The organism is Dactylosporangium sp. NPDC049525 (assembly GCF_040676755.1).
Lineage (GTDB): Bacteria > Actinomycetota > Actinomycetes > Mycobacteriales > Micromonosporaceae > Dactylosporangium.
Map to the genome: position 1 here is coordinate 147,248 of NZ_JBFAPO010000017.1, position 25,408 is coordinate 172,655.

Genomic DNA, 25,408 nt, shown 5'->3' on the forward strand with positions numbered 1-25,408 from the left:
TCACGCGCTGGGCGGGGTCCAGCCGCCCGGCGCGGTCGGCATCGGGGACGCCACCGGCGGGGTGCGGTCGGCGACGGCGGCCGCCGGTGCGGGCGCCCAGACCGCGGACGGTGCCGCCGTGGCCGGGACCGTCCATCCGGCGGGCATGGGGTACCGCGGTGCGGGCTGCTCCCGAAGCGCGGCGAGGAACCGCTCGTGCGGGCGGCGCAGCTCCAGCCACTCGCCGTCGCGGCTGACGCGCACGCCGCAGGTCGCTCCCCTGGTGCTGCGGACGAGGAGGACCAGCCCGGCGATCATGGTGAGCAGGGTGCCGGCGAGGACCAGCAGTGCGGTCCGGCCCTGGAAGGAGTCGCCCAGGCGCACCGCCGTGAGCAGACCGGCGAGGAGCACGAGCACGCCGAGGGCGGCCCGTCCCAGGCGGGTCAGGTCGCACCGGCCGCACCACGGCCAGGCGGGCACGGCGACCGACCGGCGTGCCCTCGCGGCGATGAGGCTGTAGACCAGCCAGCCGACGAGGATCAGCACCACCAGCAGCCAGAACGGTGGCCGCGACAGGAAGACCATCGGGGTCATCGTCCGGGCGGGACGGCCGTGGCGCAGGCAGACGCGCGGCGGGACGGCACCTGCCGCGACAGGGATCCGGACAGGTGGCATGGCAGGCTCCAGCTCAGAGGACTGGCGGGATTGTGCCATGCCACCGGCCGTCAGGGCAGTGGGACGAGCACGGAGCAGCTGGTGATGACGGCGCTGTCGGCACCCGGGTAGCAGAGGTCGGAGTCGAGGCCGCCGTTGAGGTTGTCGTAGCCGGCGTCGCCGTACAGGACGTCGTTGCCGGAGCCGCCGTTGATGGTGTCGGCGCCCTGGCGGCCTCGGAGGGTGTCGGGGCCCCCGCCGCCGTTGATGACGTCGTCACCGGAGTAGGTCGTGCACGGCGGCGGAGCCTGGATCGCGGTGGGGGTGAGCACCACGGCGGCCGTCGGGAACGGGTTGCACGGCGTGGTGTACGTGCCGCCGTCGATGACGTTGGCCGACGAGTTCCCCGTCAGGGTGTCGGCCGCGCCGCCGCCGGTGAGGTTCTCGACGTTGAAGTACACGTCCTCCTCGTCGGTCAGCGGGTCGCCGCCGTTCTGGGGCACGACGAGGGTGGCCGTGATCTTCGCGGTGCGGCCCTGGTAGGTGACGGTGTCGATGCCGTTGCCACCGGAGAGCCAGTCGTCGCCGGGACCTGAGTAGAAGATGTCGTCGCCCTCGCCGCCGGCGGCGTCCCCCGCGGCTGCCGCTGCGGCGTGGCCGCCCATCTTGATGATGTCGTTGCCGTCGCCGCCGGACGCGTGCATGTTCGAGCTGGACCGGTTGTCGATGACGTCGTCGAGGTCGGAGACCTTGACGTCCAGGAACGTCGAGCCATGCACGCAGTGCACGGTGGTCATGGTGGCGTACGGGTAGGAGCAGGTGCTCCCGTCCGGCGTGCTGTAGGTGATCGGGTAGACGTCGGTGAAGGCGACCACGCCTGGGGACGGGTTGCTGATGGTGAGCCGGTTGGCCTGGTTGAGCGCCGCGTCGTAGTGCATCTCACCGCTCATGGTGAGGGTGGCGACCAGTGGTTCAGCGTGTGCGGGACTCACGGCGAAGACGGTGAACGCACCGCCGAGCATGACCGCGAGTCCGAGCCGGGACAGTCGTCTCATCGCGGCAGGGTCGCAGTGACCGTGATCACAATCCCGTAACTGTCGGATACTGTCCTAGGGCCTGAGTGCGGCGCAGAGCGTCGCATGGGGGGTGTGGGGTGGGAACCCCCCACGGAACCGCAGGCGACAGCCTCGGAGCCAGGAACAGGACATCGACGCGTTACATGAGCCGCGGTTGCTCGAAACAGAACTGTCGACAATCGACAGCATGACCGCACTCGCCACCCTCACAGGGATCGCCGCCCTCCGCGACGCGTACCTGCGGGGCACGCTCACGCCGGGCGATGTCGCCGAGCAGGTCATCGCCGCACCGTCCGCACCTGGCGTCTGGATCAGCAGAGTGTCGCCCGAGGCGCTCCGGGCCCGCGCAAGCGAACTCCAGGACCCGACGCTTCCCCTGTACGGGATCCCGTTCGCCGTCAAGGACAACATCGACGTGGCCGGGATGCCGACGACCGCGGGCTGCCCGGCCTTCGCGTACACCCCGGCCCGCAGCGCGCCCGTCGTCGAGAAGCTCCTCGCGGCGGGCGCGATGCTCGTCGGCAAGACCAACCTCGACCAGTTCGCGACCGGGCTCACCGGGTCGCGCTCGCCGTACGGCGCCGTCGAGAGCGTCTTCGGCGGCGGGCTCATCGCCGGCGGGTCGAGCTCCGGCTCGGCGGTCGCCGTCGCGGCGGGCGTCGTCGCGTTCTCCCTCGGCACCGACACCGCGGGATCCGGGCGGGTGCCGGCGGCGCTCAACGGCATCGTCGGGCTCAAACCGACCCGCGGCCTGCTCAGCACCGCCGGCGTGGTCCCCGCCTGCCGGTCCCTGGACTGCGTCTCGATCTTCGCGCTCGACGTCGCCGACGCCGGCACGGTCCTGGACGTGGCCCGGGGAACGACCGCGGAGGACCCCTGGTCGCGGGCGGCCGCCGGTGAAAGCCTCCCACCCGCGGCCGTCCGCCTCGGCGTGGCAAGGCCCGACGTGCTCGAGTTCGACGGCGACCACGGGCAGGCCGAGCGGTACGTCGCCGGCTGCCTCACCGCGGCGCGGCTGACTGCGGCCGTCACCCAGGTCGACCCGGCGCCGCTGCTGGAGGCGGGTGACCTGCTCTACCAGGGGCCATGGGTCGCCGAACGCCTCGCCGACCTCGAGGACTTCCTGGCCGGGCACGCCGACGCGGTGCTGCCGCTGACGCTGGGCATCCTGCAGGGCGGCCACCGCTTCAGCGCCGCCGACGCGTTCCGTGCCCAGCACCGGCTGCAGGAGCTCAAGGCGGCCGCGGCGCGGCTGTTCACCGAGGTCGACGTGCTCGCGCTGCCGACGGTGCCGACCACGTTCACCCTCGACGAGATCGCCGAGGAGCCGCTGCGGCGCAACCTGATCCTGGGCCGCTACACCCAGTTCGCGAACCTGCTCGACCTCGCCGTGGTCACGGTGCCCAACGGGATGACGCCGGAGGGGCGACCCGCGAGCCTGTCGCTGATCGGGCCGGCGTTCACCGAAAGCACCCTGCTCGGGCTCGCCGCGGCGTTCAAGGGCGAGGCGGTACCCGTATCACCTCCGCAGGCGCCGGCTGTGGAACTGGCGGTGGTCGGGCACCACCTGCGGGGCGAGTCGCGCAACGCCGAGCTGGTCGCGCTGGGAGGGCGGTTCGCGCGCACGACGCGGACCGAGGCGTGCTACCGGCTGTACCGGCTGCCGACGGGGGTGCCGGGCCTGGTCCGGGTCGGCGCCGGGCAGGGCGCGCAGATCGAGGTGGAGATCTGGCGGCTGCCGAGCAGCGCGGTGGGTGCGCTGCTCAGCAGCGTCAAGGCGCCACTGTCGATCGGCTATCTGTCCACAGTGGACGGCCAGACGGTGCAGGGGTTCCTCTGCGAGGCGTACGCGGCCGCCGAGGCACAGGACATCACCGCCAGTGGGGGCTTCCGGGCCCACCGGCAAGAGGAGGGGCAATGAGCGGAGTGAAACGGAGCGAATCAGCGTCGCAGGTTTGGCTCAGGCCGACGCCGGAGGTGGCGGCATGAGCGCAACAATCGGTCCGGTTGTGGGCGCCAGGCCCTATGCCTGGCCGTATGACGGGTCGGTCCCGGTCGAGCGCACGGCGCTGCTGTGCATCGACTGGCAGACGGACTTCTGCGGCCCGGGCGGCTACGTCGACAGCATGGGCTACGACATCGGCCTGACCCGGGCGGGGCTGCCCGCGACCGCGAAGCTGCTCGACCACGTGCGGGGACTCGGCATGCTGGTCGTGCACACCAGGGAGGGCCACGACGCGGACCTGTCGGACCTGCCGCCCAACAAGCGCTGGCGGTCCGCGCAGATCGGGGCCGAGATCGGCTCGGCCGGGCCGTGCGGGCGGATCCTCATCAAGGGCGAGCCCGGCTGGCAGATCGTGCCGGAGGTGGCGCCGGCGCCCGGCGAGGTCGTGGTCGACAAGCCCGGCAAGGGCGCGTTCTACGCCACCAACCTCGACCTGGTCCTGCGCACGCACGGCATCACGCACATCATCCTGACCGGCATCACCACCGACGTGTGCGTGCACACGACGATGCGTGAGGCGAACGACCGCGGCTACGAGTGCCTGATCCTGTCGGACTGCACCGGCGCCACCGACCCGTCCAACCACGCCGCCGCCCTGCACATGGTCACCATGCAGGGCGGGGTCTTCGGCTGCGTCGCCACGTCCTCCGACGTCATCGCGGCGACCGTCCACTAGTCCACTTGGGAGCGTCCACCATGGCCACCCTCGACGCCACACCCGGACCCTTCACCTTCGACCCGGCGACGACCGCGCTGGTCGTCATCGACATGCAGCGCGACTTCATGGAGCCCGGCGGCTTCGGCGAGACGCTCGGCAACGACGTCTCCCAGCTGCGCCGCGTCATCGAACCGACCGAGGCGCTGCTGCGCGCCTGCCGCGCGTTCGGGCTCACCATCATCCACACCCGCGAGGGGCACCTGCCCGACCTGTCGGACTGCCCGCCCGCGAAGCTCAACCGCGGCGAGCCCAGCCAGCGCATCGGCGCGCCGGGCCCGATGGGACGCATCCTGATCCGCGGCGAGCACGGCCACGACATCATCGACGAGCTCGCACCGGCAGACGGCGAACTCGTCATCGACAAGCCCGGCAAGGGCGCCTTCTACAACACCGCGCTCGGCGACGTCCTCGCCGCAGCCGGGATCCGCAGCCTGATCGTCACCGGCGTGACGACCGAGGTCTGCGTGCACACCACCGTCCGGGAGGCCAACGACCGCGGCTACGAGTGTCTCGTGCTGTCGGACTGCGTCGGCTCCTACTTCCCGGAGTTCCAGGAGGCCGGCCTGAAGATGATCGCCGCGCAGGGCGGCATCTTCGGCTGGGTCGCGCCTTCCACCGCGTTCATCGCCGCTCTTCAACCGTCTCTGCAGAGGACGTGACTCCATGGCCACGACCACCACTGACACCCCATCGCTGAAGATCCCGTGGTGGGTCCGCGGTGACACCAACGCCTTCTTCGGCTTCGGCGTCAACGTGCTCGTCAACGTACTGACCCTGACCTCGCTGTGCCTGTTCGTGGTGAAGCTCAGCAAGGGTGACGTCTTCCAGGCGATCCTGCCGGCGCTCGGCATCGCGCTGGTCGCCGGCAACGTCTACTACACGTTCCTGGCCCGGCGCCTGGCCCGCAAGGAGAACCGCACCGACGTCACGGCGCTGCCCTACGGGCCGAGCGTGCCGCACATGTTCATCGTCATCTTCGTCATCATGCTGCCGGTGTACCTGAAGACGAACAACCCGACCACGGCCTGGAAGGCCGGCGTGGCGTGGGCGTTCATCATCGGCATCATCGTGCTCATCGGCGCGTTCGTCGGCCCGTACATCCGCAAGTACGCCCCGCGGGCGGCACTGCTGGGCACCCTGGCCGGCATCTCCATCACCTTCATCTCGATGCTGCCCGCGGCCCGGATGTGGGACCTCGCCTGGGTCGCGCTGCCGGTGTTCGCGCTGCTGCTGATCGGCCTGCTCACCGACACGAAGCTGCCCGGCAACTTCCCGATCGGCCTCGCGGCGCTGCTGGTCGGCACCGCGATCGGCTGGGCCGGCGGCGCCATGGACGGCAACGCGGTCAGCGCCGCCGTCAAGGACATCGGCTTCGCGCTGCCCGGCCTGCACCTGAACCTGCTCACCTCGGGCCTGTCCGACGTGGCGCCGCTGCTGGCCACCGCGATCCCGCTCGGGGTCTACAACTTCACCGAGGGCATGTCCAACGTGGAGAGCGCCGCGGCCGCCGGCGACAACTACAACCTGCGCAGCGTGCTGCTGGCCGACGGCGCCGGCGCGATCATCGGCGCGGCGCTCGGCTCGCCGTTCCCCCCGGCCGTGTACGTGGGGCACCCCGGCTGGAAGAAGGCCGGCGGCGGCAGCGGCTACTCGATGGCGACCGGCATCGTCATCGCGATCCTGTGTTTCCTCGGCCTGTTCGGCTTCCTCGGGGCGATCTTCCCGCTACCGGCGATCGTGCCGATCCTGCTCTACATCGGGCTGCTGATCGGGGCGCAGGCGTTCCAGTTCTCCCCCAAGGCGCACGCCGCGGCGGTGATCGCGGCGCTGATACCCAACATCGCACAATGGGCCACCAGCCAGATCGACAACTCCCTGGCGGCGGCCGGCACCAATGCCGCGAAGGTCGGCGACGCGGCCTTGGAGGGCAACGGCGTCATCTACAGCGGCCTGCTGACCCTCGGCCAGGGCGCGATCCTCGCCGGCCTGGTGTTCGGCTCGATCGTCGCGTTCATCATCGACAAACGCTTCATCCACGCCGGGATCTTCGCGCTGTCCGGGTCGGTGCTGGCCTTCATCGGGCTGATCCACGGCGAGAAGGTCGCGTGGAACGCCAACGGTCAGGTCGCGCTCGGCTATCTGTTCATCGCGGTCGTCTGCGGGCTGTTCGCGCTGGGCCGGCCCGAACCGCGGGCCAAGGAGCCCGACGAGATCGAGCTGGACCGCCTGCACGGCGAGGGACCGGCACCCGCCACCGCTGAACCGACCCCGGCCACGGCCGAGCCGGCGGTCACCGCCCCGGCGCCGGCGGCATAGGTTCACCCCACGACGCGGTGGTCCCCCTCCTCCCTGGGGACCACCGCCCGTGGACCGTCGGGACCACCACGCGTGGATCGTCGTGCAAGCCGCTTGCAATGGAGGGCTCAACCGTGCGGATCGACCGGGACGACGTCGTCGCCGAGGTGACGGCGGCCTTCGTGGCGTACGAGAAGGCGCTCGTCGCCAACGACACGGCCGCGCTCGCCGAGGCGTTCTGGGACTCCCCGGCCGTGGTGCGTTTCGGCATCGCGGACCGGCAGGCCGGCGCCGAGGAACTGCGGGCGTGGCGGGCCGCCCAGGCGCAGCTGCCGCCCGGCCGGCGCCTGTACGACACCCGGATCAGCACGTTCGGGTCCGAACTGGCGACGGTGACCACGATGTTCGACTACCCCGGCGGCGAGGACCGCCCCGGAAGGCAGTCCCAGACCTGGGTCCGCCTCCCGGAGGGCTGGCGCATCGTGCACGCCCACGTGTCGCAGGAGTCAGTGGGCGGCTGAGAGCCGCCCCCGCCCCTGGTGCGTCAGCTGGTAGGCGGCGAACAGCAGCAGCGCCCCGCTGACGATCGCGTACAGGCCGATCGCCCACGCGATCGCGACGGCGCCCGCGGCCGGGCGGACCACGATGAACAGCCCGGCGACCACGGAGATCGCGCCGACCAGCGCCAGGGTCCAGCCGCCGTGCTGGCGGGTGGCGAGCCACAGGTCGGCGACGCCGGTCACGATCGCCCACGCGCCGACCAGGACCGCGAGGACCACCGCGGTGATCCCCGGCCACACGAGGGCCAGGAGGCCGGCGGCGAGCCCGAACAGCCCGGCGACCACCCGGGCCACCCGCGGCCCGGTGCCGTCGGCGAAACCCGTGACCGGGTTCGTCGCGCCCGCGGACGGGCGCACCGCGTGCACGATCTGCTCGAAACCGGTCGCGATCGCGAAGATCCCGAACAGCAGCGCCATCGCGATCACCGTCACCCCGGGCCAGATGACCGCGAGGACACCGAACACGATGGCGATGACCCCGCGCACCCCGAGCAGCCACGCTTCTCTTCTGAGCATCATGCCCTCCTAGCGAGTCGGTCTTCGAGTTCGTCGATCCGGTCGAGGAGGTCCAGGACCACCCCGACGGCGGCGTAGTTGAGCGTCAGGTCGTCGTGCAGCCTGCGGATCCGGGCGACGGTGGCCAGTTCCCGGACCGGGAACCCGGGCGCGCCGGTCGGTCCGACGGTGACCTCCACCAGGCCCAGCGCGACGAGACGCGCCACCAGGTCCGGGTGCAGCCCGGCCGCGTCGGCGAAGGCGTTGAGCGGCAGGTCACGGGGCAGGTCACGGGGCAGCCGCGCGGCCAGTACGAGGGGAAACGTCATGCCGGGCTCCGGGGGTCGGTCGTGGACGCCGCGGCGAGCTCCGCGTAGAGCCGCCGTTCGCGCCTGGACAGGTTCGGCGGCACGACGATGCGCACCTTGGCGTGCAGGTCGCCGGCGACGCCACGAGGGTTGGGCAGGCCCCGCTCGGGCAGCCGCAGCCGGCGCCCCGACGACGAGCCCGCCGGCAGGTCGAGGCGCACCGGCCCGGCCGGGGTCTGCACCTGCACGGGCGCGCCGAGTGCCGCCTCCCACGGGGTCACCGGCAGATCGACCATGATGTCGCGGCCGTGGACCCTGTACCGGGGGTGCGGTGACAGGTGGACGATGAGGTAGAGGTCCCCGGACGGCCCGCCGTCGGTGCCTGGCGCGCCCTGGCCGGCGAGCCGGATGCGCTGCCCTTCGGCGACGCCCGCCGGGACGTCGACGGTGTACTGGCGGGGCCGCCCGGCCGGACCGGGCAGCGTCACGGTGCGCCGGCCGCCGTGGTACGCGTCCTCGACGGCGACGGCGAACCCGGCCTGGCTGTCCGCGCCGGCCCGCCCCTGCGGCGGTGCCTGGTCACGCGGCGGTGCCTGGTCACGCGGTGGTGCCTGGTCACGCGGCGGTGCCTGATCGCGCGGTCCGGGCTGGTTGTACGGGGGCCGGCGGCGTTGCGGGCCGGCCTGGCGGCCCGGTGCCGCCGGCGCGCCGGCGCCGCCCTGGAACAGGCTGCCGAGCCAGTCGTCCGCGGTCGCCTGGCTCGCGTCGTAGTCGCGGCGCCGCCGCGGGTCGGACAGCACCTGGTACGCCTCGGCGATCGCCTTGAAGCGTTCCTCCGCGCCGGGTTCGCGGTTCACGTCCGGGTGGTGCCGGCGGGCGAGAGTCCGGTAGGCGCGCCGGATCTCCTCCCGGCGGGCGGTCCTCGGCACGCCGAGGTCTGCGTAGTAGTCGCGGGTGTCAACCGGCATCGGTCCCCCCAACTGGTGCGCCGACCGCGTCGACGGGCGGGCGGCCCCAGGGGGGCCGGCACCGCCTCGTCGCGCGCCTCCACGGTGCTGGGCCGCCCCGGTCTCAGCTCATGCCGCTGCGACCGACCTGGCCCGTGCTGCCGGTGCCGGTGCCGCCGGCCTGCTGACTCGCCGGTCCCGGCCGGGACTGGCCCTCACGCATCTGCTTCGCCTGCGCGGCCGGGGTGTCGTCGGGCCGGACCTCCGGCTGCGGCCGCCCCTGCGACTGCTGCTGCTCGCCCCGGCCACCCGACTGACCCGGCTGGCCCGGCTTGCCCTGCTGCGCCTGCCCGCCCGGCTGGCCCTTCGAGCCCAGCTGGCCCTTCTCGCCCGGCTGGCCCTGTGCGGCCTGCTGGCCCAGCTGGCCCTGCGTCGCCTGGACGGTGATGCGCCGGGTCTGCTCCCCGCGCGCCTTCGGCGCGATGATGGTCAGGACGCCGCTGTCGAGGTTCGCCTCGACCCGGTCGTCGTCGATGTCGCCCGGCAGCGCGATGAGGTACTCGAACTCGCCTTCCTGCCGCGCGTGGTGGTGCATCGTGCCGGCCCGGACCCGGGCACGGTAGTTGCCCGCCACCCGGATCTCGTTGTCCCGCAGGTCGATCCGCACGTCGGCGGCGTCGACGTCGGGCAGGTCCAGGTCGACCTGGTAGGCGTCGGTGGTCTCCTCGATGTCGACCGGCACGCCGCCGATGCGCGGCATCGCCGCCGCCGGGAACGTGAACGCTCGGCCGGGTCGGGTCACCAGGAATGCCATCAGGGTGTCTCCCAACGATGAGGGGATGTACGCGGCCATGCTGGGCGCCCCTCGGGTGACCCCGTCCCACCCACGGCGGATGAGTGCCTGCCGGCGCGTCGTTCGCTCCCCGCTGGTGATGGTGCTTCACCTGCGCGATGGGGAGCGTTCACCGCATGTATGAAGACGTGTTCATCGCGGAGGTCCGCGAGAAGACCGGCATCGCCACCGCGGAGGAGACCCGGCGCGCCGTCCGAGGTGTGCTGCACGCCCTGGCCACCCGCCTGCCGGACGGCTGGGTGCATCACCTGGCCGCGGAGCTGCCACCGACGCTCGCGGAACCGCTGTGGTCCTATCAACATCTGTACGACCAGGAGGTGCATCTGGACTTCCTCGCTGACGTCGCGGCCCGGGCCGCGGTGCCGCCGGAGCTGGCCGAGCGCCTCGCCAGGGCCGTCTTCGCGGCGGTCGCCAGCGTCGGCGACCCGGCCCTGCTGCGCCGCGTGTACGCCCCGCTCACCAGCGACATCCTGGCCCTGACCGAGTCCGACCGTTCGCTGCTGCCCGCATAGCCACGACGACCCCATCCGCTGCTGTCCGCACAACCACGAGGACCCCGCTCGTCAGAACGGGGTCCTCGGCGCGATCCGGTGCGACGGGTCAACGCCGCGGGGCGAACCTCGGGTGGAACGCCACGAGCGGCGGCGTCCACAGCAGGAACAGCAGCACGACGCGCTGGAAGAGCCCGGTGTAGGAGGTCCCGGCCTCCTCCGTCATGACCATCAGCGCCAGCTCGACCGGCGCGATGACCGCGAGCACGGTCGTCGCCTTCCAGCCCCGCGCCGCGACGGCCATGAACACCGTGCACAGGATCGCGGGCACGAAGACCAGCAGCGCGGCCCGCCCGTGGATCACGGCGTGCTGGCTGATGGCGACCTCGAGCTTGGCGGCGCAGGCCGCGTCGTTGAACGTGCAGTCGAAGCGGGCCAGGCCCGCGACCGCGGTCGCCCCCGCCGACACGGCCAACAGGAACCCGGCGATCCCCGAGGAGACCGACCGGAACCGCACGACGAGCCCGATCGCCGTGGCGAGCAGGCCGACGGCGGCGAACTCGAAGCCGGTCACCATGAGGTACGGGAACCTCGCCCCCACTCCGGCCAGGCCGCTGACGTAGTCGCGGACGCTGTCGTACGCCGGCGGCTGCAGCAAGGTCGAGACGATGAGGGCGGCGAAGAACCCGGCGACGCCGGTGACCGCGACCCGGGCGAGGACCGCACCGGTGCGGCCGGCCGGACCGGGCCGATCGGTCGCGATATCTGGTTGATACGTGGTGTCGAGTGTCATGCCGTCAAGGTTCGGCCGGCGCGGGCCGCGGATCGATGGCGTGGCCACGAGACTCCGCGGTGATGCCGGCACCACCCGCCCCGCATGGCCGCACCCATCAATCGGCGTCAGCGGCGAGCTGGCGGTATCGTCGCTCGAATGGCTGCCGAGTGCGGAATCGACGACTGTGGTGTGCTGGCGATCGGCCGGTGCCGGGACTGCGGGACCGCGTTCTGCATGTCGCACCAGGGCCGCAACCCGGCGACCGGCGACGGCTACGCGGCGCTGTGCGAGCCGTGCGCCGCCCGCCGGCACGCCGCCGCGACCGCCGCCGGCGAGACCCGCAACGTCGCCCCCGTGCAGCGCCTCGGCGACGAGCAGCGCTGGATCATGTCCGGCCAGGCCGTCCGCGACCTGGTCGCGCGGGGCGTCCCGGGCCGCCCGGTGATCGAGCAGCGGCGCCGCACAGTGAAGCTGCGCTTCGGCGGCGAACGGGTCGAGATCGACGAGATCGAGGTCGGCACCCTGTGGGTCGCCGGCCGGTTCGAGTGGACGCAGCCCGTCGACGGCGTCGCCGAGACCCGCGAGTGGAACACCGCCCTGCTCGCCGAGCCCCGCGGCGGCTACCCGGTCGCGTCGTTCCGGCAGGCCGTCGCCCGCTGCCGCGTCACCGAGCTCGGCGCGACCCTGGTCCGCGACGCCGGCGCCGAACTCGAGGCGCGCGCCGTCCCCCTCATCGCCCAGGCCCTGCGCCGCCTCCTGACCGCCACCGCGAAAGCGTGACGCCCCCGCGCCGGCCCGCGCCGCGCTGAGCGCGACGGTGGGAAGCTGTCCAGGTGCTCACCCTTCCTGAGCCCTGTGTGGTCGTGCTGGTCGGGCCCGGCGCGGCCGGCAAGTCCACCTGGGCTGAGACGCATTTCGCGGCCGACCGGATCGTCAGCAGCGACCGGCTGCGCGCCCTCGTCGGCGCCGGCGAGGACGACATCACCGCGAGCGCCGACGCGTTCGCACTGCTGGACACGGTCGTGGCGCAGCGGATGCGGCGGCGGCTGACGACCGTCATCGACACCCTCGGCCTGGACGCCCAGCGCCGGGCGGCGTGGGTCGCGGCCGCGAAGGCACACGGGCTGCCGTGCGTCGCGATCGCGTTCGACACCCCGGCGGAGCAGTGCCGGGCGCGGAACCGGGCCAGGACCACGAAACGGATCCCCGCCGACGCGCTCACGCAACAGTTGCGGGCCTGGGCGAAGACGCGTGAGCTCCTCGCATCGGAGGGGTTCGACGCGGTACACCTGGAAACCCCGGCGCGCACGGTGCCCGAGGCGTTCGTCGAGGCCGCCGAGGCCCGGCTCCGCCAGCAGGACGACCCGGCGCGGCTGCGGTTCGGGCTGCACATCGGCCGGTTCCAGGGCGTCGACGTGCGGGCGAGCGCGGTGCAGGCCGAGGAGGCCGGGTTCGACGCCATCTACGTGATGGACCACTTCCGGCAGATCCCGCAGCTCGGGCGGGCCTGGGAGGACTTCCTGGAGAGCTACACGACCCTGGCGTATCTCGCGGCGTGCACGACGAAGGTGCGGCTCGGCGCGCTGGTCACCGGGGTGACCTACCGCAACGTCGCGCACCTCGGGAAGATCGTGGCGACGCTCGACGTGCTCAGCGGCGGCCGAGCGGTCTGCGGGCTCGGCCTGGCCTGGTTCAAGGAGGAGCACGTCGCCTACGGCTGGCCGTTCCCCGGCGTCAGCGACCGTTACGCGCTGCTGGAGGACGCACTGCAGGTGCTGCCGCTGCTGTGGGGCAAGGGCAGCCCGCGGTTCGAGGGTCGCGCCCTGACGGTGCCGGAGGCGCTGTGCTACCCGAGGCCGGTGCAGGAACGGGTGCCGATCATCGTCGGCGGCAACGGCGAGCGGCGGACCTTGAAGCTCGCCGCGACCTACGCCGACGCCGCCAACGTCATGGGCGACCTCGCCACGGTGCGGCGCAAGGCCGAGGTCCTGCGCGGCTACAACCCGGCGACCCGGCTCACGCACCTGGGGACCGCGCTGGTGGCCGCCGACGACCGGCACCTCGCTTCGCTGGTCGAGGCCGGCCGCGGCCGGCGGTCCCGGGAGGCCTACGCGAAGGAGGTCAACGCCGGCACGGTCGCCGACCACATCGGGCGCTTCCGGCAGCTGGCGGACGCGGGGGTACGCGAGGCGATGGTCCGCCTGCCCGACCCTTCGTGCGTGGAGCCGATGGCGGAGGTGATGGCCGCCTTCCGCTGAGCCGGACTGCCGCACGCAGCAGTTCTGCCGCACCTCTTGGTGTCTGGCCGTGATCGTCGCTGGTCAGGGCGGCCGGAAACGCGAAAAGGTGTCGACCGGTCGGACGTTGACCTGGGGGCGGGGGTACGCCAGTCTGGCAGCCATGCTTTCGTGGGGGCGATTCCGGCGCTCGGCGCCGGACCTGGCCTCGTCGGGTCGCGCGCTGCTCTACCGCGACGGCGTCGGCCTGGCCTATCTGGGCACCGTGCGCGCCGACGGCGGCCCGCGGGTCCACCCGGTCAGCCCGCTGCTCGTCGAGGACGGGCTGTTCGCCCTGCTGATGGTCTCCCCGAAGCTCGAGGACCTACTGCGCGACGACCGGTTCGCGCTGCACACGTTCCCGATGTACGACGGCGAGGACGCGTTCTACCTGACCGGCCGGGCCAGGTTCCCGCGCGACCAGGCGCTGCGGCGCAGCGTCGCCGCGGCGTTCCTGGCCGAGCGGTCGCTGTCGAGCCCGCCGCCCGGCTTCGGCCAGAACGTGCTCGTCGAGCTGCACGTCGAGACCTGCGTGCTGAGCCGGGCCGGCGAGCACATCACCTGGGCGGCGGCCGACCCGCATTTCTACGAGATCGGCCGCCACCGGGCGATGCGTTAACGCGAGTACGCCTCGAGCTCCCACAGCGAATAGCCGTAGTCCGTGGCCCGGTCGACCCCGGCCATCCGCACGTACCGGGCGGTGACCGGGGCGAACACGACGCTGTCGGTGCCGCCGTTGCCCGCGTCGACCGTGCTGACCGCGGTCCACGAGCTGCCGTTGGCCGACACCTCGATCCGGTAGCGGGCGCCGTACGCCGCCTCCCACCGCAGGATCACCCGCCGCAGGGTACGGGCCGAGCCGAGGTCGACGGTCAGCGACTGGTTGTCGCTCCACCAGCTCGACCAGCGGGTCGTCGGGTCGCCGTCGACGGCGGCGCCGGCGCTGAAGCCGATGAAGGTGCCGTTGCCGGTCGCCTTGCGGCCGAGGGCGAGGTTCGTGATGTCGTCGCCGCGTTTCGCCGGGAACGACACCACCTGCTGGTAGGTGGGCCGGTTCTGCCAGGAGATCTTGTCGTGGGTGATGCCGCCGAGCGGCGACTGGATGATGCTGTCCGCGCACCACTGGTCGCCGGCGCCGCAGGACGCGTCGCCGGGGTACGTGGTCGTGGCCGGTTCCGCCGCGGCCGTGGCCAGGGTCGAGGCGAGGACCTGGCGGCAGGTGGCCAGGGCGCCGCCGCCGCAGTAGGTCCGGCCGAGGCCGCCGCGGACCGGGTCGCCGAGGACGCTGCGGAGGTCCTTGTCGAGGTAGCCCCACCAGCCGTACTGGAACGCCGAGCCCTTGTGGCTCTGCGACTGGTTCAGCGACCCGCCGCCGCCGGAGCCGGTGAACCCGGACGGTGACTCGTCGATCTGCAGGGCGCCGGTGAGCGCGGCGTACACGTCGTCGCCGAGCCCAGGCTGGAACGCGCCGGCGACCAGCTTCGGCCACCAGGCGTCGAACAGGCGGATCGCGTCGGCGTGCTGGTAGACGTGCGAGCCGGGGCTGGTCTCGACCCGCTTCGCGCCGGCCGCCTGCCACGCCGCCAGCTTCGCGGCGTTCGGGTCGGTGCCGAGGATGCGCAGCAGCTCCGGCAGGAGGTTCTCGGCGCGCAGGTCGGTGACGGCGGCGTCCTGCACCAGGCGCACCACGGCGGCCCGGTCGAGCTTGGCGCCGCCGGCGAGTGCTGCCTTGACCCGCCGGTCGAGCAGGTCGGCCCGGTGCACGGCGCCGAAGCTGAAGTTGCCGTCCGCGGCGCTGAAGTCGGCGGCCTGCTTGTTGTTCCAGCTGACGAAGTAGTCCTGGCCGGCCGACTGCGGGTGCTGCGCGGTGGTCGCGTAGTCGGCGGTGTTGGTGTCGGCGTTCCAGTTCTGCCACTCGTAGGCGGCCTCGGCGCGGGTCGGCAGGTTCGGGTTCGCGCCGGCCTTGCGCACCGGGTTCGCGCCCGAGTTGTAGTACGCAGTGTCGGTCGCGTTCACGTAGAACCAGTTGAACGCGTAGCCGACGTCGGACGCGGAGGCGATGAACGCGGCCGGCGAGCCCATCGCGGCCGGGTCGTTGAACGCCTGGAACCCGATCGCGGAGTCCGCCTCGTGCCGGTAGGTGGAGCGCAGCCGGGTGAACGCGACCGGCACGCCGGCGACCTTGCCCCGCCACGCCACCAGGCCGTACTTCGTGCGGTAGGTGGTCAGCCGGTAGGAGCCCGCGGGTGTGGTGTCGGCCAGGGTCGGCGTCCACGCGTTGGTGCGAGTCAGCGCCTCCATCGGCGTGCAGACGCCGTGGAAGCGATACCCGGAGGACTGCACGGTCGGCGCGGAGCCGTCGGTGTTGCACAGCGGCACCGAGTAGGTGTCGGTGATGTCCTGCTCGGCGGAGGTGGCGCTCCACGCGTAGTCCTGGCCGCGGCCGAGCAGCACGTACAGGTTGAGCCCGGCGAACGCGACGCCGTGCGCGCTGATCCCGGGACCCTGCAGCTCCTGCAGCATCAGCAGCTGCGGGGAGAAGTAGCCGGTCTGCGGGCCGAACACGGCGATCGGGTTGCCGGTGGCGGAGTGCGCGGCGTCCACGACGACCGCGTTGGACATGCCCTGCCGTTTCGCCGAGGCCGGGCCGACCTGGACGCCGGTGGTGCCGGAGCCGGTCGGGTCGAACACGACCGGCTGTGCGGTGACGCTGCCCGCGTCCGGCAGCGCGACGCCGGGGGCGTCCGGGTCGGCGGCGCCGTAGGGGAACGACTGTCCGTTGTGGAGGGTGAGGACGGCCTCGGGGTCGTTCTGGGAGCGGAACGCCGCCCAGAGCCGGTCGCCCTCGGCGGTGCCGTAGCGGGCCCGGGCGGTCACCCGGACCAGCGCGGACTCGACCTCGCCGCCGCCACCGCCGCCGAACAGGCCGCCGACGACCCCGGCGATCGCGATGAGGTCGGTCATCTTGAACTGTTCGGGGCCGCCGGCGTTGGTGATCGCGTCGAGGTGCCCGGTCAGCACGTACTCGCCGGGGCAGTTGCGCCCGGACATGCACGCCGCGATGTAGGCGTTGACCCCGGCGATGTAGTCCTGCACGTCGGTGTAGAGCTGCGCGCCGCGCGGGCCCTTCGTCCGCAGCTGGTCCACCTGGGCCTGCAGGTCGGCCTCGGTGTAGGGCGCGTTGCGCCAGATGCTCTGCTCCAGCTCGCGGTTGCCGGGCGAGCCGCCGGCGAACGGGGTCAGCTGCCCGCGCCCGACCCGGCGCAGCAGGTCCATGACGAACAGCCGGTCCTCGGCACCCGCGTAGCCGGCGCCGAACATGGTGCCGGCGCGGGTCGTGCCGGTCACGTGCGGCACCCCCGCGGTCTTGTCCCGCACGATCGTCACGTCGCCGCGCGGGCTGTAGGTGCGCTCGGCCTGCCCCGCGGGGACACCGAAGGAGGCGCTGTTGTAGAAGCGGTCGATCTGCTCGCCGGTGAGCCCGGTGTACGCCGAGACGAGGTTCGCGTACTTGCCCAGCTGGTCCGCCGAGTGCGGCGGCCGGTAGCCGAGTGCCTGGTGGGCGAGGATGTCGGCGAGCGTGGCGTTGCCGTTCTGGCCCGGCGGCACGATGTCGTCGCACTCGTCGAGGCAGTAGTCCGTGGGGATGAGCACCGCGGCGGGGGCCTGCACGGGCGTTGCGACGAGCACGCCAGCCAGGAGGAGGAGCGCCGCGGAGGCGCGTTTCAGCAGGGACAGGGACATGGCGGATCCCTTCCGGGGGCTGCGAGCCAATATGAAAATGACTCGGATTACCGGATGGTAACAACGACACTCATCGCTGAACAGAGGTTCAGCCGCTCGTGTCGGCGGTCCTCGGCTAGGCTCGCGCGGGTGATCGTCGTGCACGCTGTCTGGCTCGACGGTCGCCTCTGCCTCTGGGCCGAGGATCCCGACCTGCCGCCGGCCCAGCGCCGCGGCCGCCGCCCCAAGGTCCCCCCGCACCCGTTCGCCGTCCGCGGGCTGCGCCTGGACGAGGACACCGGCCTGCCGGCGACCCGGACGCTCACCCTGCCGACCCGCGGCGACCGGCCGGAGCCGTCGCCCGCCGCGCTGGGACGGCTGGAGCCCACCGACACCCCGCTCCAACTCAGCGAGTGGGCGGTCGACACGGTCGAGTACGGGCCGGACGACGCCTACGCGCTGCTGCGCTCGACCCTGGTCGCGATCACCGCGGCCGACAGAGCAGACGACGCCGACGACTTCGTGTTCGGCGACACCGTGCGGGCCCTGGCGACCGTCGCGGCGTTCGCCGCCTCACTCGTCCGCCGCGGCCGGATGCTCCCCGGCCTGGCCGAACTCCCCAGCGAGGCCGGCGCCGGCGGCGCCAACGGCACCGGCGGGGCCGGTGAGGCCCGGTGGGTGCCGGTGCTGACGGGCAAGGACGCCGCGTACACCCGGTCCCTGGCGCTGTCGCTGCCACAGGCCGCGCTCGGCGGCGCGCCGTCCCGGGCGGCGCTGCTCACCGAGGTCCTCGACACCCTCGTCGACGCCGCCGCCCGCGCCGTGCTGCCCGCCGCCACCCACCGCGTGCCCGGGCTCGCCGGCGCCTGGCTCACCGCGCTGACCGGCACCGACCGCGCGATCCACGGGCCGGCCGCCGAGCTCGATCAGCTGCGCGCCGACCTCCTCACCTGGCAGGCCGACGCGGTCGGCGGCACCGTCCGCGCCTGCTTCCGGCTGACCGAGCCGCCCGAGCCCGGCACCCTCGAGGAAGCCCTGGCCGGCGACGACGAGCCGGTGTGGCGTCTGGAGTTCGCGCTGCAGGCCGCCGACGAGCCGAGCCTCGTCGTCGACGCCGGCACCGTCTGGCAGGCGCCCGGCCCCCTCGAACTGTCCCAGTGGCAGGTCCCGGCGCCGCAGGAAACCCTTCTCGCGGAGCTCGGCCGGGCCAGCCGCCTGTACCCGGCCCTCGAGGACTCGCTGCGCTCGGCCCGGCCGGCCGGGCTCACCCTCGACACCGCCGGCGCGCACCAGCTGCTCAGCGAGCACGCGCCGCTGCTGGCGGGCGCCGGGTTCGGGATGCTGCTGCCCGGCTGGTGGCGCAAGCCCCAGGCCCGGCTCGGTGCCCGGCTCACCGCCCGCAGCCCGTCCGCGACCCAGCCCGGCACCGTCGCCACCACCAGCGCCGTCGGCCTCGGCTCCGTCATCGACTACCGGTGGGAGCTCGCCATCGGCGACGAGCCGCTCACCGAGGAGGAGCTGCGCCGCCTCAGCGACCTCAAGGCGCCCCTCGTCCAGCTGCGCGGGCAATGGGTCGAGCTCGACCCGCGCCGCCTCGCCGCCGGCCTGGAGATCATGCGCCGGCAGGCCGACGAGGCCACCATGACCGTCGCGGACCTGCTGCACCTCGCCGGAGGCGACACCGAAGGCCCGGGCGGGCTGCCGGTGGTCGAGGTCGCCGCCGACGGGTGGCTCGGGGACCTGCTGTCCGGCGACACCGAGGTGCGCGTCCCGGCCGCCGAGCCACCGGAGCGGTTCCACGGCAGCCTCCGCCCGTACCAGCTGCGCGGCCTGAGCTGGCTGGTCTTCCTCGAAGCGGCGGGGCTCGGCGGCATCCTCGCCGACGACATGGGCCTGGGCAAGACCGTGCAGCTGCTGGCACTGCTCGCCGGCGACGCGCCCGGCCCGACGCTGCTGATCTGCCCGATGTCGCTGGTCGGCAACTGGCAGCGGGAGGCGGCCAAGTTCGCGCCGGCGCTGCGCGTGCACGTCCACCACGGCGCCGAACGCGCCCGCGGCGCCGACTTCCGGGCCGCGGTCGCCGCGTCGGACCTGATCATCACCACCTACGCGATCGCGGCCCGCGACGCGACCGCGTTGAAGTCGCTGTCGTGGCACCGGCTCGTCCTCGACGAGGCGCAGGCGGTCAAGAACGCCGCCACCAAACAGGCGGTCGCGGTGCGCGGGCTGCCGGCCCGGCACCGCATCGCGGTCACCGGCACCCCGGTGGAGAACCGGCTCGCCGACCTGTGGTCGATCATGGACTTCGCCAACCCCGGCCTGCTCGGCACCGCCCGGAAGTTCAAGGAACGCTTCGCCGAGCCGGTCGAGCGGCACGGCGACGCCGACGCGGCCGCGCGACTGCGCCGCATCACCCAGCCCTTCGTGCTGCGCCGCCTCAAGACGGACCGCAGCATCATCTCCGACCTGCCGGAGAAGCTGGAGATGGAGGTGCTGTGCAACCTCACCCGCGAGCAGGCGTCGCTCTACCAGGCCGTCGTCGACGAGATGCTCGGCAAGATCGAACGCAGCGAGGGCGTCGCCCGCCGCGGTCTCGTCCTGGCGACCATGACCCGCCTGAAGCAGATCTGCAACCACCCGGCGCACGCGATGCGCGACGGCAGCCGCCTGTCCGGGCGCAGCGGAAAGCTGCTGCGCCTGGAGGAGATCCTCGACGAGGTCCTCGCCGCCGGCGAGCGCGCGCTGGTCTTCACCCAGTACGCGGAATTCGGCGGCATGCTGCGCGGCCATCTCTCCGCCCGCCTCGGCCGCGAGGTCGCCTACCTGCACGGCGGCCTCGACAAGGCCGCCCGGGACGCGCTCGTGGCCCGCTTCCAGGCCGCGGCGCCGTCCTCGCCGCCGGTGTTCGTGCTGTCGCTCAAGGCCGGCGGGACCGGCCTGACCCTCACCGCCGCCAACCACGTCGTGCACGTCGACCGGTGGTGGAACCCGGCCGTCGAGGACCAGGCCACCGACCGCGCGTTCCGGATCGGCCAGCGCCGCGCCGTGCAGGTCCGCAAGTTCGTCACCGCCGGCACCGTCGAGGAGAAGATCGCCGCGATGATCAACGAGAAGCGCGGCCTGGCCGCGAAGATCGTCGGTACCGGCGAGCAGTGGCTGACCGAACTGTCCACCACGGAGCTGCGCTCGCTGCTGGCGCTCGAGTCCGGCGCCGTCGTCGAGTAGCCCTCTTCGAACAGGACTAGACTGCGGCGATGTTCGTGATCACGCTGAGCTACCTGGCCCCCGTCGAGCAGATCGACGAGGCGATGCCCGCGCACAAGGAGTGGCTCGACGCGCAATACGAGGACGGGATCTTCCTCGCCTCCGGCGCGCAGGTGCCCCGCAAGGGCGGCGTCATCCTCGCCGCGGGCCTGCCCCGGCTGGAGCTGGAGGCGCGGCTGTCCCTCGACCCGTTCAAGCAGAAGAACCTTGCCTCCTATGAGGTCGTCGAGTTCGTCCCGCGCGTGGTCGCCCCTGGCCTGGAGGCCCTCCAGGCATGACCGGTCCGCAGCGCGGCGGCGGGGCCGCTCCGGAGTTCTGGGGTTCCCGGACGGTCAAGGTCGAGGGCGGGATCCGGGCCCGCAGCGCGCGCGGCGCCATCGGCGAGAGCTGGTGGAGCAAACGCTTCCTCGGCGTGCTCGAGTCCTTCGCCCTCGGCACCCGCCTGACCCGCGGCCGCAACTACGCCCGCGCCGGGCAGGTCCTGTCGCTGGACGTCGAGCCCGGCGTCGTCACCGCCGTCGTGCAGGGGTCGCGGCCCACGCCGTACCGGGTGAGCATCGCCCTGCACGTCTTCGACGACGACGTGTGGCGGCGGGTCGAGACGGCCCTCGCAGCGGAGGCCCTCGGCGCCGCGAAGCTCCTCGCCGGCGAACTGCCCCCGCACGTGGAGGACGTGTTCGCCGCCGCCGACGCGCCGCTGTTCCCCGCCCGCGTGCACGACCTCGCGATGCGCTGCTCCTGCCCGGACGCCGCCGTGCCGTGCAAGCACCTCGCGGCCACGTTCTACCTGCTCGCGGAGCGGTTCGACGCCGACCCGTTCCAGATCCTGCTGTGGCGCGGCCGGACCCGCGACGCGCTCCTGGCCACGCTGCGGACCCTGCGCACCGGCACGGCCACCACCCCGGCGGCGCTCACCGAGGTCCCCGTGCCGACGGGTGCGGCCAGGATACTGACCGACATGGACGAGCCGGACGTCGAGCTGGAGCGCTTCTGGTATCCGCCGGTGCCGCTCGCCGATCCCGAACCCGCCGCGGTCACCGGCCGGGACCTCCTGCTGCGCCAGCTGCCCACCCCGCCGCCGTCCCTGGGCGGCCGGGACCTGCTGACGGCGCTGCGAGGCTGGTACCGGTAGGGTCGCGACATGACCGGTCCGTACCCGCCGCAGCAGCCGGATCCGGCGCACTACGGGCCGCCTCCCGGCACACCGCCGCAGTTCGCGTCCCAGTCCCAGTCCCAGCCCCAGCTCCCGCCGCAGTTCGCGCCCCCGCACGCGCCGCGCCCGGGCCGGCCGCCGCAGGACAGGATGGTCGTCGTCCTCATCGCGATCATCGCCACGGTGGTCGTGCTGTGCCTGGCCATGGCCGCCGGTTCGGTGTATTTCCTGCGGGAGGAGCCCGGCGACGACAAGAGCTCCGAGGTCGTCGACCACCGTCCCGCAGGCGGCTGACGGTGCGCCGGGGCGTGACGGCGGCGCTGCTGGGCCTGTCCCTCGGCCTGGCGGGGGCGCTCGCCGGCTGCGGCGACCCGGCCGGCACCGACGGTGACCTGATCAACGGCTGGCCGGCGGTTCCCGCCGCCACCTATGCCCCATCACCGGCCGGCACCTGCCTGAAGGGCGGGGTCAGCGCGTTCGAGCCGTCGGTGGCGCCGCTGCTGGCCGTCGACTGCGCCGAGCCGCACGCCGTCGAGGTCGTCGGCGCCGGCACCGTCCCCGACGCGGCGGCCCCGCCGGCCTGGGACAGTGACCCGAGCCGCGCCGCGTTCGCGGAGTGCGACAAGGCCGCCGCCGCGTACCTCGGCGGCGACTGGCGCACCGGCCGGCTCTTCCCCGTCTTCCGCATGCCGCTGCCCGCGGTCTGGCAGGCAGGCGGCCGGCAGTACCTGTGCGGGATCGCCGAGGCGTCCGACGACCTGTTCGCGCCGCTGGACCGCACCGGCAGCGTCAAGGGCGGCCTCGCCCAGGACCGCCCCCTCGCGCTGACCTGCGTGCAGCTCGTCGGCGGCGACCTGGACGCCAAGGGCTTCTACGGCTCCGTCGACGCCGTCAAGCCCGTCACCTGCGACGTCCCCCACGACACCGAGTTCGTCGGCGCGTGGACCGCCCCCGCCGGCGAGTACCCGCCCCAGCAACGCCTCAAGGAGCTCGCCAGCGACGCGTGCTACCTGAAGATCGCGGAGTTCCTCGGGATCTCGCAGACCCAGCTGTATCAGCGCGCCGACATCTACACGTTCTGGACCGGACTCACCGCCAGCCAGTGGGCCCTCGGCGAGCGCACCGCGCACTGCTTCCTCAACGTGTCGTCGAAGACGCCGCTGCACGCCTCGATCCGCAACCTCGGCACCAAGAAGCTGCCGTAGGGGCGGCCACGGCGGGGTGCCGTGGCCGCCGCCCGGTTCAGTCGCGCTTACTGGGGCTGACGCTGGGTTTCGGGCTGACGCTCGGCTTCGGGCTGGGGCTCTGCTGGCTCGGGCCGGGGGTCGGGTTGGGGCCGGGGGTCGGGTTCTCCGCCGGCGTGCTCGGTCCGGGCGAGACGCCGGTGCCGACGTCCCTGTCGCCGACGCCCTTCGAGGGCAGGAACGACACCTTCGGCATCTTCACCTTCGTCAGCGCGCCGTCCATGAAGTCGCGCCAGATCGGGCCCGGCAGCTCGCCGCCGATGATGTTCTTGCCATTGTTGAACTTGATGGCGACTTCCTTGTCCTTGTTGCCGACCCAGACCGCGGCCGCCAGGCCGGGCGAGTTCTTCGCCTTGTCGGAGGGGACGTAGCCACCCATCCAGGCGTGGGCGTTGCCCTGCGACGTGGTGTTGCCGAGCTGCCAGGTGCCGGTCTTGCCGGCGAGCTGGTAGCCGTGCGCGGCCTTCAGCTGGTAGTGGTCCGGCACCCCGCGCAGGACGGCGGTGAGGTCGTCGGCCATCTGCTCGGAGAAGCCGGGGATCCGTTGCGGCTTGATGACCTCGCCGAAGACCCGCTTCTCCCCCTCCCACACCTCTTTCAGGAAGTGGGTCTTGGTGGCCATGCCGCGGGCCGCGAAGGTCGCCAGGCCGCCGGCGTGGTCCAGGACCGTGATCGGGTACTGGCCGAACCCGACCTCGGCACCGAAGTACTTCGCGACGTCCTTGCCGGAGTACTTGATCAGGTCCTGCCGCTGCGGCAGCGGCTCTCCTTCGATGGTCGCCCACATGCTGGTGATGCCCGCGGCCCGGGCCGTGTCGATCACCTTCGCCGGGGTCTGGTCGAGCGCGATCGCGTAGAACGGGATGTTCAACGACTTGACCGTGATCTCCTCGAGCGTGCACCAGGTGCCGGAACCCGACTTGCAGTTCGGGTCGGTGCCCTCGGTCGCGTTCTTGATCTGGTTCTTCAGCGCCGCCGTGCGACCCGGGAAGTCCTGCGGCATGCCGTTCCAGTGGGAGTTGATGGAGTACCCGGCCATCAGTGCCGTCGCGAGGGTGTAGACCTTGAACGTCGAGCCCGGCGGATGGCCGCCGCAGCAGCTCGGGTTGCCGTCGCTGAGCACCGGATCCGTGGAGTAGCCGGCGTAGTCGCTGCCGGAGCCGTTGTCGCCGCCGTAGTAGGCCTTGACCCCGCCGGTGCCCGGCTCGACCGCCACCAGCGCGGCCTGCAGGTTCGGCTTTTGGCCGTACATGTTGGAGTCCTTGCTGCTGGCGCTCGCCTCCTGCACGGCCACCTGCTGGATCCTGGAGTCGAGGGTGCTGACGATCTTCAGGCCGCCGTCGCGGACCTTGTCGAAGTTCTTCTTGCCCTGGGGGTCGACGCTCTCATACAGCGGCAGCCCGGTCTTCGGGTCGGTCAGCGCCGCGACCTCCTGCAGCACGTGGTGCACCGCATGGCCTTCGGGCTTGTCCAGGGCGGTGTTGGCGGTGAGGTTGTTGGCCCGGTTCTGCGCCTGGGTGATGACCGTGGTCGGCATCGTGAGCTTCTCCTTCGCCTCCGCCTCGGAGACGAACTTCAGCGCCACCATCTGCTTGCGGATGTAGTCGAAGCGGGCCTCCGCCTTGACCGGGTCGACCGTCGGGTCGGACGGGCTGCCCTTCTCGTTGTCGCCCGAGGGGTTCTTGATGATCCCGGCGAGCACCATGCCCTCGGCGATCGACAGGTCCTTGACGGGCTTGTTGAAGTAGGCGAACGACGCCGCCTGGATGCCGTGCGCGCCGCGGCCGAAGTAGATGATGTTCAGGTACATCGTCATGATCTGGTCTTTGCTGTACGACTGGTTGAGCTTCAGCGCGATGACCGCCTCGCGCACTTTCCGGGCGTAGGTCACGCCCTCCAGCTCGGCCCATTTCCGGGCGTACTGCTGGCTGATCGTCGAGGCGCCCTGCCGGTCGCCGCCGGTGACGTTGTTCCACGCGGCCCGGGCGACGCCCCAGTAGTCGACGCCGTCATTGGTGTAGAACGTGTTGTCCTCCGCCGCGACGACCGCGTGCTGGACGTGCAGCGGGATTTCCTCGAACGTGACGAGGGTGCGGTTCTTGCTGCCGATCCGCGCCATCAGCGGGCCGTCGGCGTAGTAGATCGACGTGGACTGCTCGAGGGTGAGGTCCTCGGGCAGCCCCACCTGGTCGAAGTAGTACGTGCCGGCCACCAGGCCGAGGCCGGCGAGCATGATGAACGCGGCCAGTGAGGCGATGACGATGTTCCGCCGTCGTCGTCGCTTCGCCCGGGTGCCAGGCGCCGGTCTGCCCCCGCCGGACTCGGGCGGGGTGTCCACCGGCGGCCCGCCGACCCGCGCCGACGCGCGCACCGGTGCCGGCGCCGCACCGCGCACCGATGCCCGGCCGGTCGCCGGCTCGTCCGCCCTGCCGATGCTGGCGCGTCCCGTGGCGCCCGCGCCACCCGGGGATCCAGGCACGCTCGCCCTGCCCGATACGGGGTTGCTCGGCTCGCCGTAGTGCATCTGTTCCACGTCTTGTCGCCCCCATGTCTGTGGGTCCGGCCGCAGCGCGGCGTGGCAGCCGCGACTCG

The 25,408-nt window shown here is 72.7% G+C and carries 23 protein-coding genes; 14 read left to right on the forward strand and 9 right to left on the reverse strand.

Annotation, left to right across the window (positions count from 1 at the left end):
• Both AB0K00_RS24780 and AB0K00_RS24785 read right to left on the reverse strand, forming a co-directional pair.
• A complete protein-coding gene (locus AB0K00_RS24780; RefSeq protein ID WP_363523919.1) occupies positions 1 to 654 on the reverse strand; it encodes a hypothetical protein in 654 nt (217 codons plus the stop codon).
• A gap of 50 nt (positions 655 to 704) precedes the next feature.
• Entirely contained in the window at positions 705 to 1,688 is a 984-nt protein-coding gene (locus tag AB0K00_RS24785; RefSeq protein ID WP_363523922.1) for a hypothetical protein, read from the reverse strand.
• Positions 1,689 to 1,896: 208 nt separating this feature from the next.
• On the opposite strand from AB0K00_RS24785, the gene atzF reads away from it, so the two are divergent.
• From atzF to hpxZ, 5 genes are all read left to right on the forward strand, one after another.
• Positions 1,897 to 3,630, forward strand: coding sequence for an allophanate hydrolase (atzF, locus tag AB0K00_RS24790; RefSeq protein WP_363523924.1), 1,734 nt, complete (start codon positions 1,897 to 1,899; stop codon positions 3,628 to 3,630).
• A 64-nt stretch (positions 3,631 to 3,694) separates the two neighbouring features.
• Positions 3,695 to 4,390 carry an isochorismatase family cysteine hydrolase gene (locus AB0K00_RS24795; protein WP_363523927.1) on the forward strand — a complete coding sequence of 232 codons (696 nt, stop codon included), beginning with the start codon at positions 3,695 to 3,697 and terminating at the stop codon, positions 4,388 to 4,390.
• Positions 4,391 to 4,410: 20 nt separating this feature from the next.
• Positions 4,411 to 5,091 (forward strand): isochorismatase family cysteine hydrolase, encoded by a 681-nt coding sequence (locus tag AB0K00_RS24800; RefSeq protein ID WP_363523930.1) that lies wholly within the window; start codon positions 4,411 to 4,413, stop codon positions 5,089 to 5,091.
• 4 nt (positions 5,092 to 5,095) lie between these two features.
• The gene (locus AB0K00_RS24805) at positions 5,096 to 6,748 is read left to right on the forward strand and encodes a regulator (protein WP_363523933.1); all 1,653 of its coding nucleotides are present in this window, start codon (positions 5,096 to 5,098) and stop codon (positions 6,746 to 6,748) included.
• Positions 6,749 to 6,861: 113 nt separating this feature from the next.
• Positions 6,862 to 7,248: an oxalurate catabolism protein HpxZ gene (hpxZ, locus tag AB0K00_RS24810; protein WP_363523936.1), complete on the forward strand. Its 387-nt coding sequence runs from the start codon at positions 6,862 to 6,864 to the stop codon at positions 7,246 to 7,248.
• Here the strand turns inward: hpxZ and AB0K00_RS24815 are convergent.
• The 4 genes from AB0K00_RS24815 to AB0K00_RS24830 all read right to left on the reverse strand — a co-directional run bounded on the left by AB0K00_RS24815 (position 7,234) and on the right by AB0K00_RS24830 (position 9,851).
• Positions 7,234 to 7,803, reverse strand: coding sequence for a DUF308 domain-containing protein (locus tag AB0K00_RS24815; protein WP_363523939.1), 570 nt, complete (start codon positions 7,801 to 7,803; stop codon positions 7,234 to 7,236). The genes hpxZ and AB0K00_RS24815 overlap by 15 nt on opposite strands.
• Positions 7,803 to 8,111: a chaperone modulator CbpM gene (locus AB0K00_RS24820; protein WP_363523942.1), complete on the reverse strand. Its 309-nt coding sequence runs from the start codon at positions 8,109 to 8,111 to the stop codon at positions 7,803 to 7,805. The genes AB0K00_RS24815 and AB0K00_RS24820 overlap by 1 nt, the downstream gene beginning before the upstream one ends.
• Positions 8,108 to 9,058, reverse strand: coding sequence for a DnaJ C-terminal domain-containing protein (locus tag AB0K00_RS24825; RefSeq protein ID WP_363523945.1), 951 nt, complete (start codon positions 9,056 to 9,058; stop codon positions 8,108 to 8,110). The genes AB0K00_RS24820 and AB0K00_RS24825 overlap by 4 nt, the downstream gene beginning before the upstream one ends.
• A 103-nt stretch (positions 9,059 to 9,161) precedes the next feature.
• Complete coding sequence (locus tag AB0K00_RS24830) at positions 9,162 to 9,851, reverse strand: Hsp20/alpha crystallin family protein (protein ID WP_363523948.1); 690 nt, start codon at positions 9,849 to 9,851, stop codon at positions 9,162 to 9,164.
• Positions 9,852 to 10,006: 155 nt separating this feature from the next.
• Between AB0K00_RS24830 and AB0K00_RS24835 the strand changes: the two genes are divergently transcribed.
• Positions 10,007 to 10,402, forward strand: a complete 396-nt coding sequence (locus AB0K00_RS24835; RefSeq protein WP_363523951.1) for a DUF2267 domain-containing protein — start codon at positions 10,007 to 10,009, stop codon at positions 10,400 to 10,402.
• Between the two features lie 88 nt (positions 10,403 to 10,490).
• On the opposite strand, the gene AB0K00_RS24840 is transcribed toward AB0K00_RS24835, so the two are convergent.
• On the reverse strand, positions 10,491 to 11,174 hold the full coding sequence (locus AB0K00_RS24840; RefSeq protein ID WP_363523954.1) for a DUF998 domain-containing protein: 684 nt from the start codon (positions 11,172 to 11,174) through the stop codon (positions 10,491 to 10,493).
• 138 nt (positions 11,175 to 11,312) lie between these two features.
• Between AB0K00_RS24840 and AB0K00_RS24845 the strand changes: the two genes are divergently transcribed.
• From AB0K00_RS24845 to AB0K00_RS24855, 3 genes are all read left to right on the forward strand, one after another.
• Positions 11,313 to 11,936: a hypothetical protein gene (locus AB0K00_RS24845; RefSeq protein WP_363523957.1), complete on the forward strand. Its 624-nt coding sequence runs from the start codon at positions 11,313 to 11,315 to the stop codon at positions 11,934 to 11,936.
• Positions 11,937 to 11,989: 53 nt separating this feature from the next.
• The gene (locus AB0K00_RS24850) at positions 11,990 to 13,414 is read left to right on the forward strand and encodes an LLM class flavin-dependent oxidoreductase (protein WP_363523960.1); all 1,425 of its coding nucleotides are present in this window, start codon (positions 11,990 to 11,992) and stop codon (positions 13,412 to 13,414) included.
• A gap of 142 nt (positions 13,415 to 13,556) precedes the next feature.
• Positions 13,557 to 14,051, forward strand: coding sequence for a pyridoxamine 5'-phosphate oxidase (locus AB0K00_RS24855; protein ID WP_363523963.1), 495 nt, complete (start codon positions 13,557 to 13,559; stop codon positions 14,049 to 14,051).
• On the opposite strand, the gene AB0K00_RS24860 is transcribed toward AB0K00_RS24855, so the two are convergent.
• Positions 14,048 to 17,176 (reverse strand): penicillin acylase family protein, encoded by a 3,129-nt coding sequence (locus AB0K00_RS24860; protein WP_363523966.1) that lies wholly within the window; start codon positions 17,174 to 17,176, stop codon positions 14,048 to 14,050. The two genes, AB0K00_RS24855 and AB0K00_RS24860, sit on opposite strands and share 4 nt — an antisense overlap.
• A 129-nt stretch (positions 17,177 to 17,305) precedes the next feature.
• Here AB0K00_RS24860 and AB0K00_RS24865 point away from each other — a divergent pair, with 129 nt between their 5' ends.
• The 5 genes from AB0K00_RS24865 to AB0K00_RS24885 are packed head-to-tail and all read left to right on the forward strand — an operon-like array spanning position 17,306 to position 22,777.
• A complete protein-coding gene (locus AB0K00_RS24865; protein ID WP_363523969.1) occupies positions 17,306 to 20,380 on the forward strand; it encodes a DEAD/DEAH box helicase in 3,075 nt (1,024 codons plus the stop codon).
• 29 nt (positions 20,381 to 20,409) lie between these two features.
• Positions 20,410 to 20,697 (forward strand): YciI family protein, encoded by a 288-nt coding sequence (locus AB0K00_RS24870; protein ID WP_363523972.1) that lies wholly within the window; start codon positions 20,410 to 20,412, stop codon positions 20,695 to 20,697.
• Positions 20,694 to 21,551: a hypothetical protein gene (locus tag AB0K00_RS24875; protein WP_363523975.1), complete on the forward strand. Its 858-nt coding sequence runs from the start codon at positions 20,694 to 20,696 to the stop codon at positions 21,549 to 21,551. Before AB0K00_RS24870 ends, AB0K00_RS24875 begins: the two co-directional genes overlap by 4 nt.
• Before the next feature lie 9 nt (positions 21,552 to 21,560).
• A complete protein-coding gene (locus tag AB0K00_RS24880; protein ID WP_363523978.1) occupies positions 21,561 to 21,866 on the forward strand; it encodes a hypothetical protein in 306 nt (101 codons plus the stop codon).
• A 14-nt stretch (positions 21,867 to 21,880) separates the two neighbouring features.
• Positions 21,881 to 22,777 carry a septum formation family protein gene (locus AB0K00_RS24885; protein ID WP_363523981.1) on the forward strand — a complete coding sequence of 299 codons (897 nt, stop codon included), beginning with the start codon at positions 21,881 to 21,883 and terminating at the stop codon, positions 22,775 to 22,777.
• Between the two features lie 37 nt (positions 22,778 to 22,814).
• Here the strand turns inward: AB0K00_RS24885 and AB0K00_RS24890 are convergent, their stop codons facing one another.
• The gene (locus AB0K00_RS24890; RefSeq protein WP_363523984.1) at positions 22,815 to 25,295 is read right to left on the reverse strand and encodes a transglycosylase domain-containing protein; all 2,481 of its coding nucleotides are present in this window, start codon (positions 25,293 to 25,295) and stop codon (positions 22,815 to 22,817) included.
• Positions 25,296 to 25,408 lie beyond the last annotated feature (113 nt).

What these genes read in the sequence shown, in the direction of transcription:
- AB0K00_RS24860 (WP_363523966.1), bottom strand. Translation starts at nt 17,176, where the DNA reads ATGTCCCTGTCCCTGCTGAAACGCGCCTCCGCGGCGCTCCTCCTCCTG.
- AB0K00_RS24875 (WP_363523975.1), top strand. Translation starts at nt 20,694, where the DNA reads ATGACCGGTCCGCAGCGCGGCGGCGGGGCCGCTCCGGAGTTCTGGGGT.
- AB0K00_RS24805 (WP_363523933.1), top strand. Translation starts at nt 5,096, where the DNA reads ATGGCCACGACCACCACTGACACCCCATCGCTGAAGATCCCGTGGTGG.
- AB0K00_RS24845 (WP_363523957.1), top strand. Translation starts at nt 11,313, where the DNA reads ATGGCTGCCGAGTGCGGAATCGACGACTGTGGTGTGCTGGCGATCGGC.
- AB0K00_RS24840 (WP_363523954.1), bottom strand. Translation starts at nt 11,174, where the DNA reads ATGACACTCGACACCACGTATCAACCAGATATCGCGACCGATCGGCCC.
- AB0K00_RS24820 (WP_363523942.1), bottom strand. Translation starts at nt 8,111, where the DNA reads ATGACGTTTCCCCTCGTACTGGCCGCGCGGCTGCCCCGTGACCTGCCC.
- AB0K00_RS24880 (WP_363523978.1), top strand. Translation starts at nt 21,561, where the DNA reads ATGACCGGTCCGTACCCGCCGCAGCAGCCGGATCCGGCGCACTACGGG.
- AB0K00_RS24800 (WP_363523930.1), top strand. Translation starts at nt 4,411, where the DNA reads ATGGCCACCCTCGACGCCACACCCGGACCCTTCACCTTCGACCCGGCG.
- AB0K00_RS24835 (WP_363523951.1), top strand. Translation starts at nt 10,007, where the DNA reads ATGTATGAAGACGTGTTCATCGCGGAGGTCCGCGAGAAGACCGGCATC.
- AB0K00_RS24830 (WP_363523948.1), bottom strand. Translation starts at nt 9,851, where the DNA reads ATGGCATTCCTGGTGACCCGACCCGGCCGAGCGTTCACGTTCCCGGCG.
- atzF (WP_363523924.1), top strand. Translation starts at nt 1,897, where the DNA reads ATGACCGCACTCGCCACCCTCACAGGGATCGCCGCCCTCCGCGACGCG.
- AB0K00_RS24815 (WP_363523939.1), bottom strand. Translation starts at nt 7,803, where the DNA reads ATGCTCAGAAGAGAAGCGTGGCTGCTCGGGGTGCGCGGGGTCATCGCC.
- AB0K00_RS24785 (WP_363523922.1), bottom strand. Translation starts at nt 1,688, where the DNA reads ATGAGACGACTGTCCCGGCTCGGACTCGCGGTCATGCTCGGCGGTGCG.
- AB0K00_RS24795 (WP_363523927.1), top strand. Translation starts at nt 3,695, where the DNA reads ATGAGCGCAACAATCGGTCCGGTTGTGGGCGCCAGGCCCTATGCCTGG.
- AB0K00_RS24825 (WP_363523945.1), bottom strand. Translation starts at nt 9,058, where the DNA reads ATGCCGGTTGACACCCGCGACTACTACGCAGACCTCGGCGTGCCGAGG.
- AB0K00_RS24780 (WP_363523919.1), bottom strand. Translation starts at nt 654, where the DNA reads ATGCCACCTGTCCGGATCCCTGTCGCGGCAGGTGCCGTCCCGCCGCGC.
- AB0K00_RS24855 (WP_363523963.1), top strand. Translation starts at nt 13,557, where the DNA reads ATGCTTTCGTGGGGGCGATTCCGGCGCTCGGCGCCGGACCTGGCCTCG.
- AB0K00_RS24870 (WP_363523972.1), top strand. Translation starts at nt 20,410, where the DNA reads ATGTTCGTGATCACGCTGAGCTACCTGGCCCCCGTCGAGCAGATCGAC.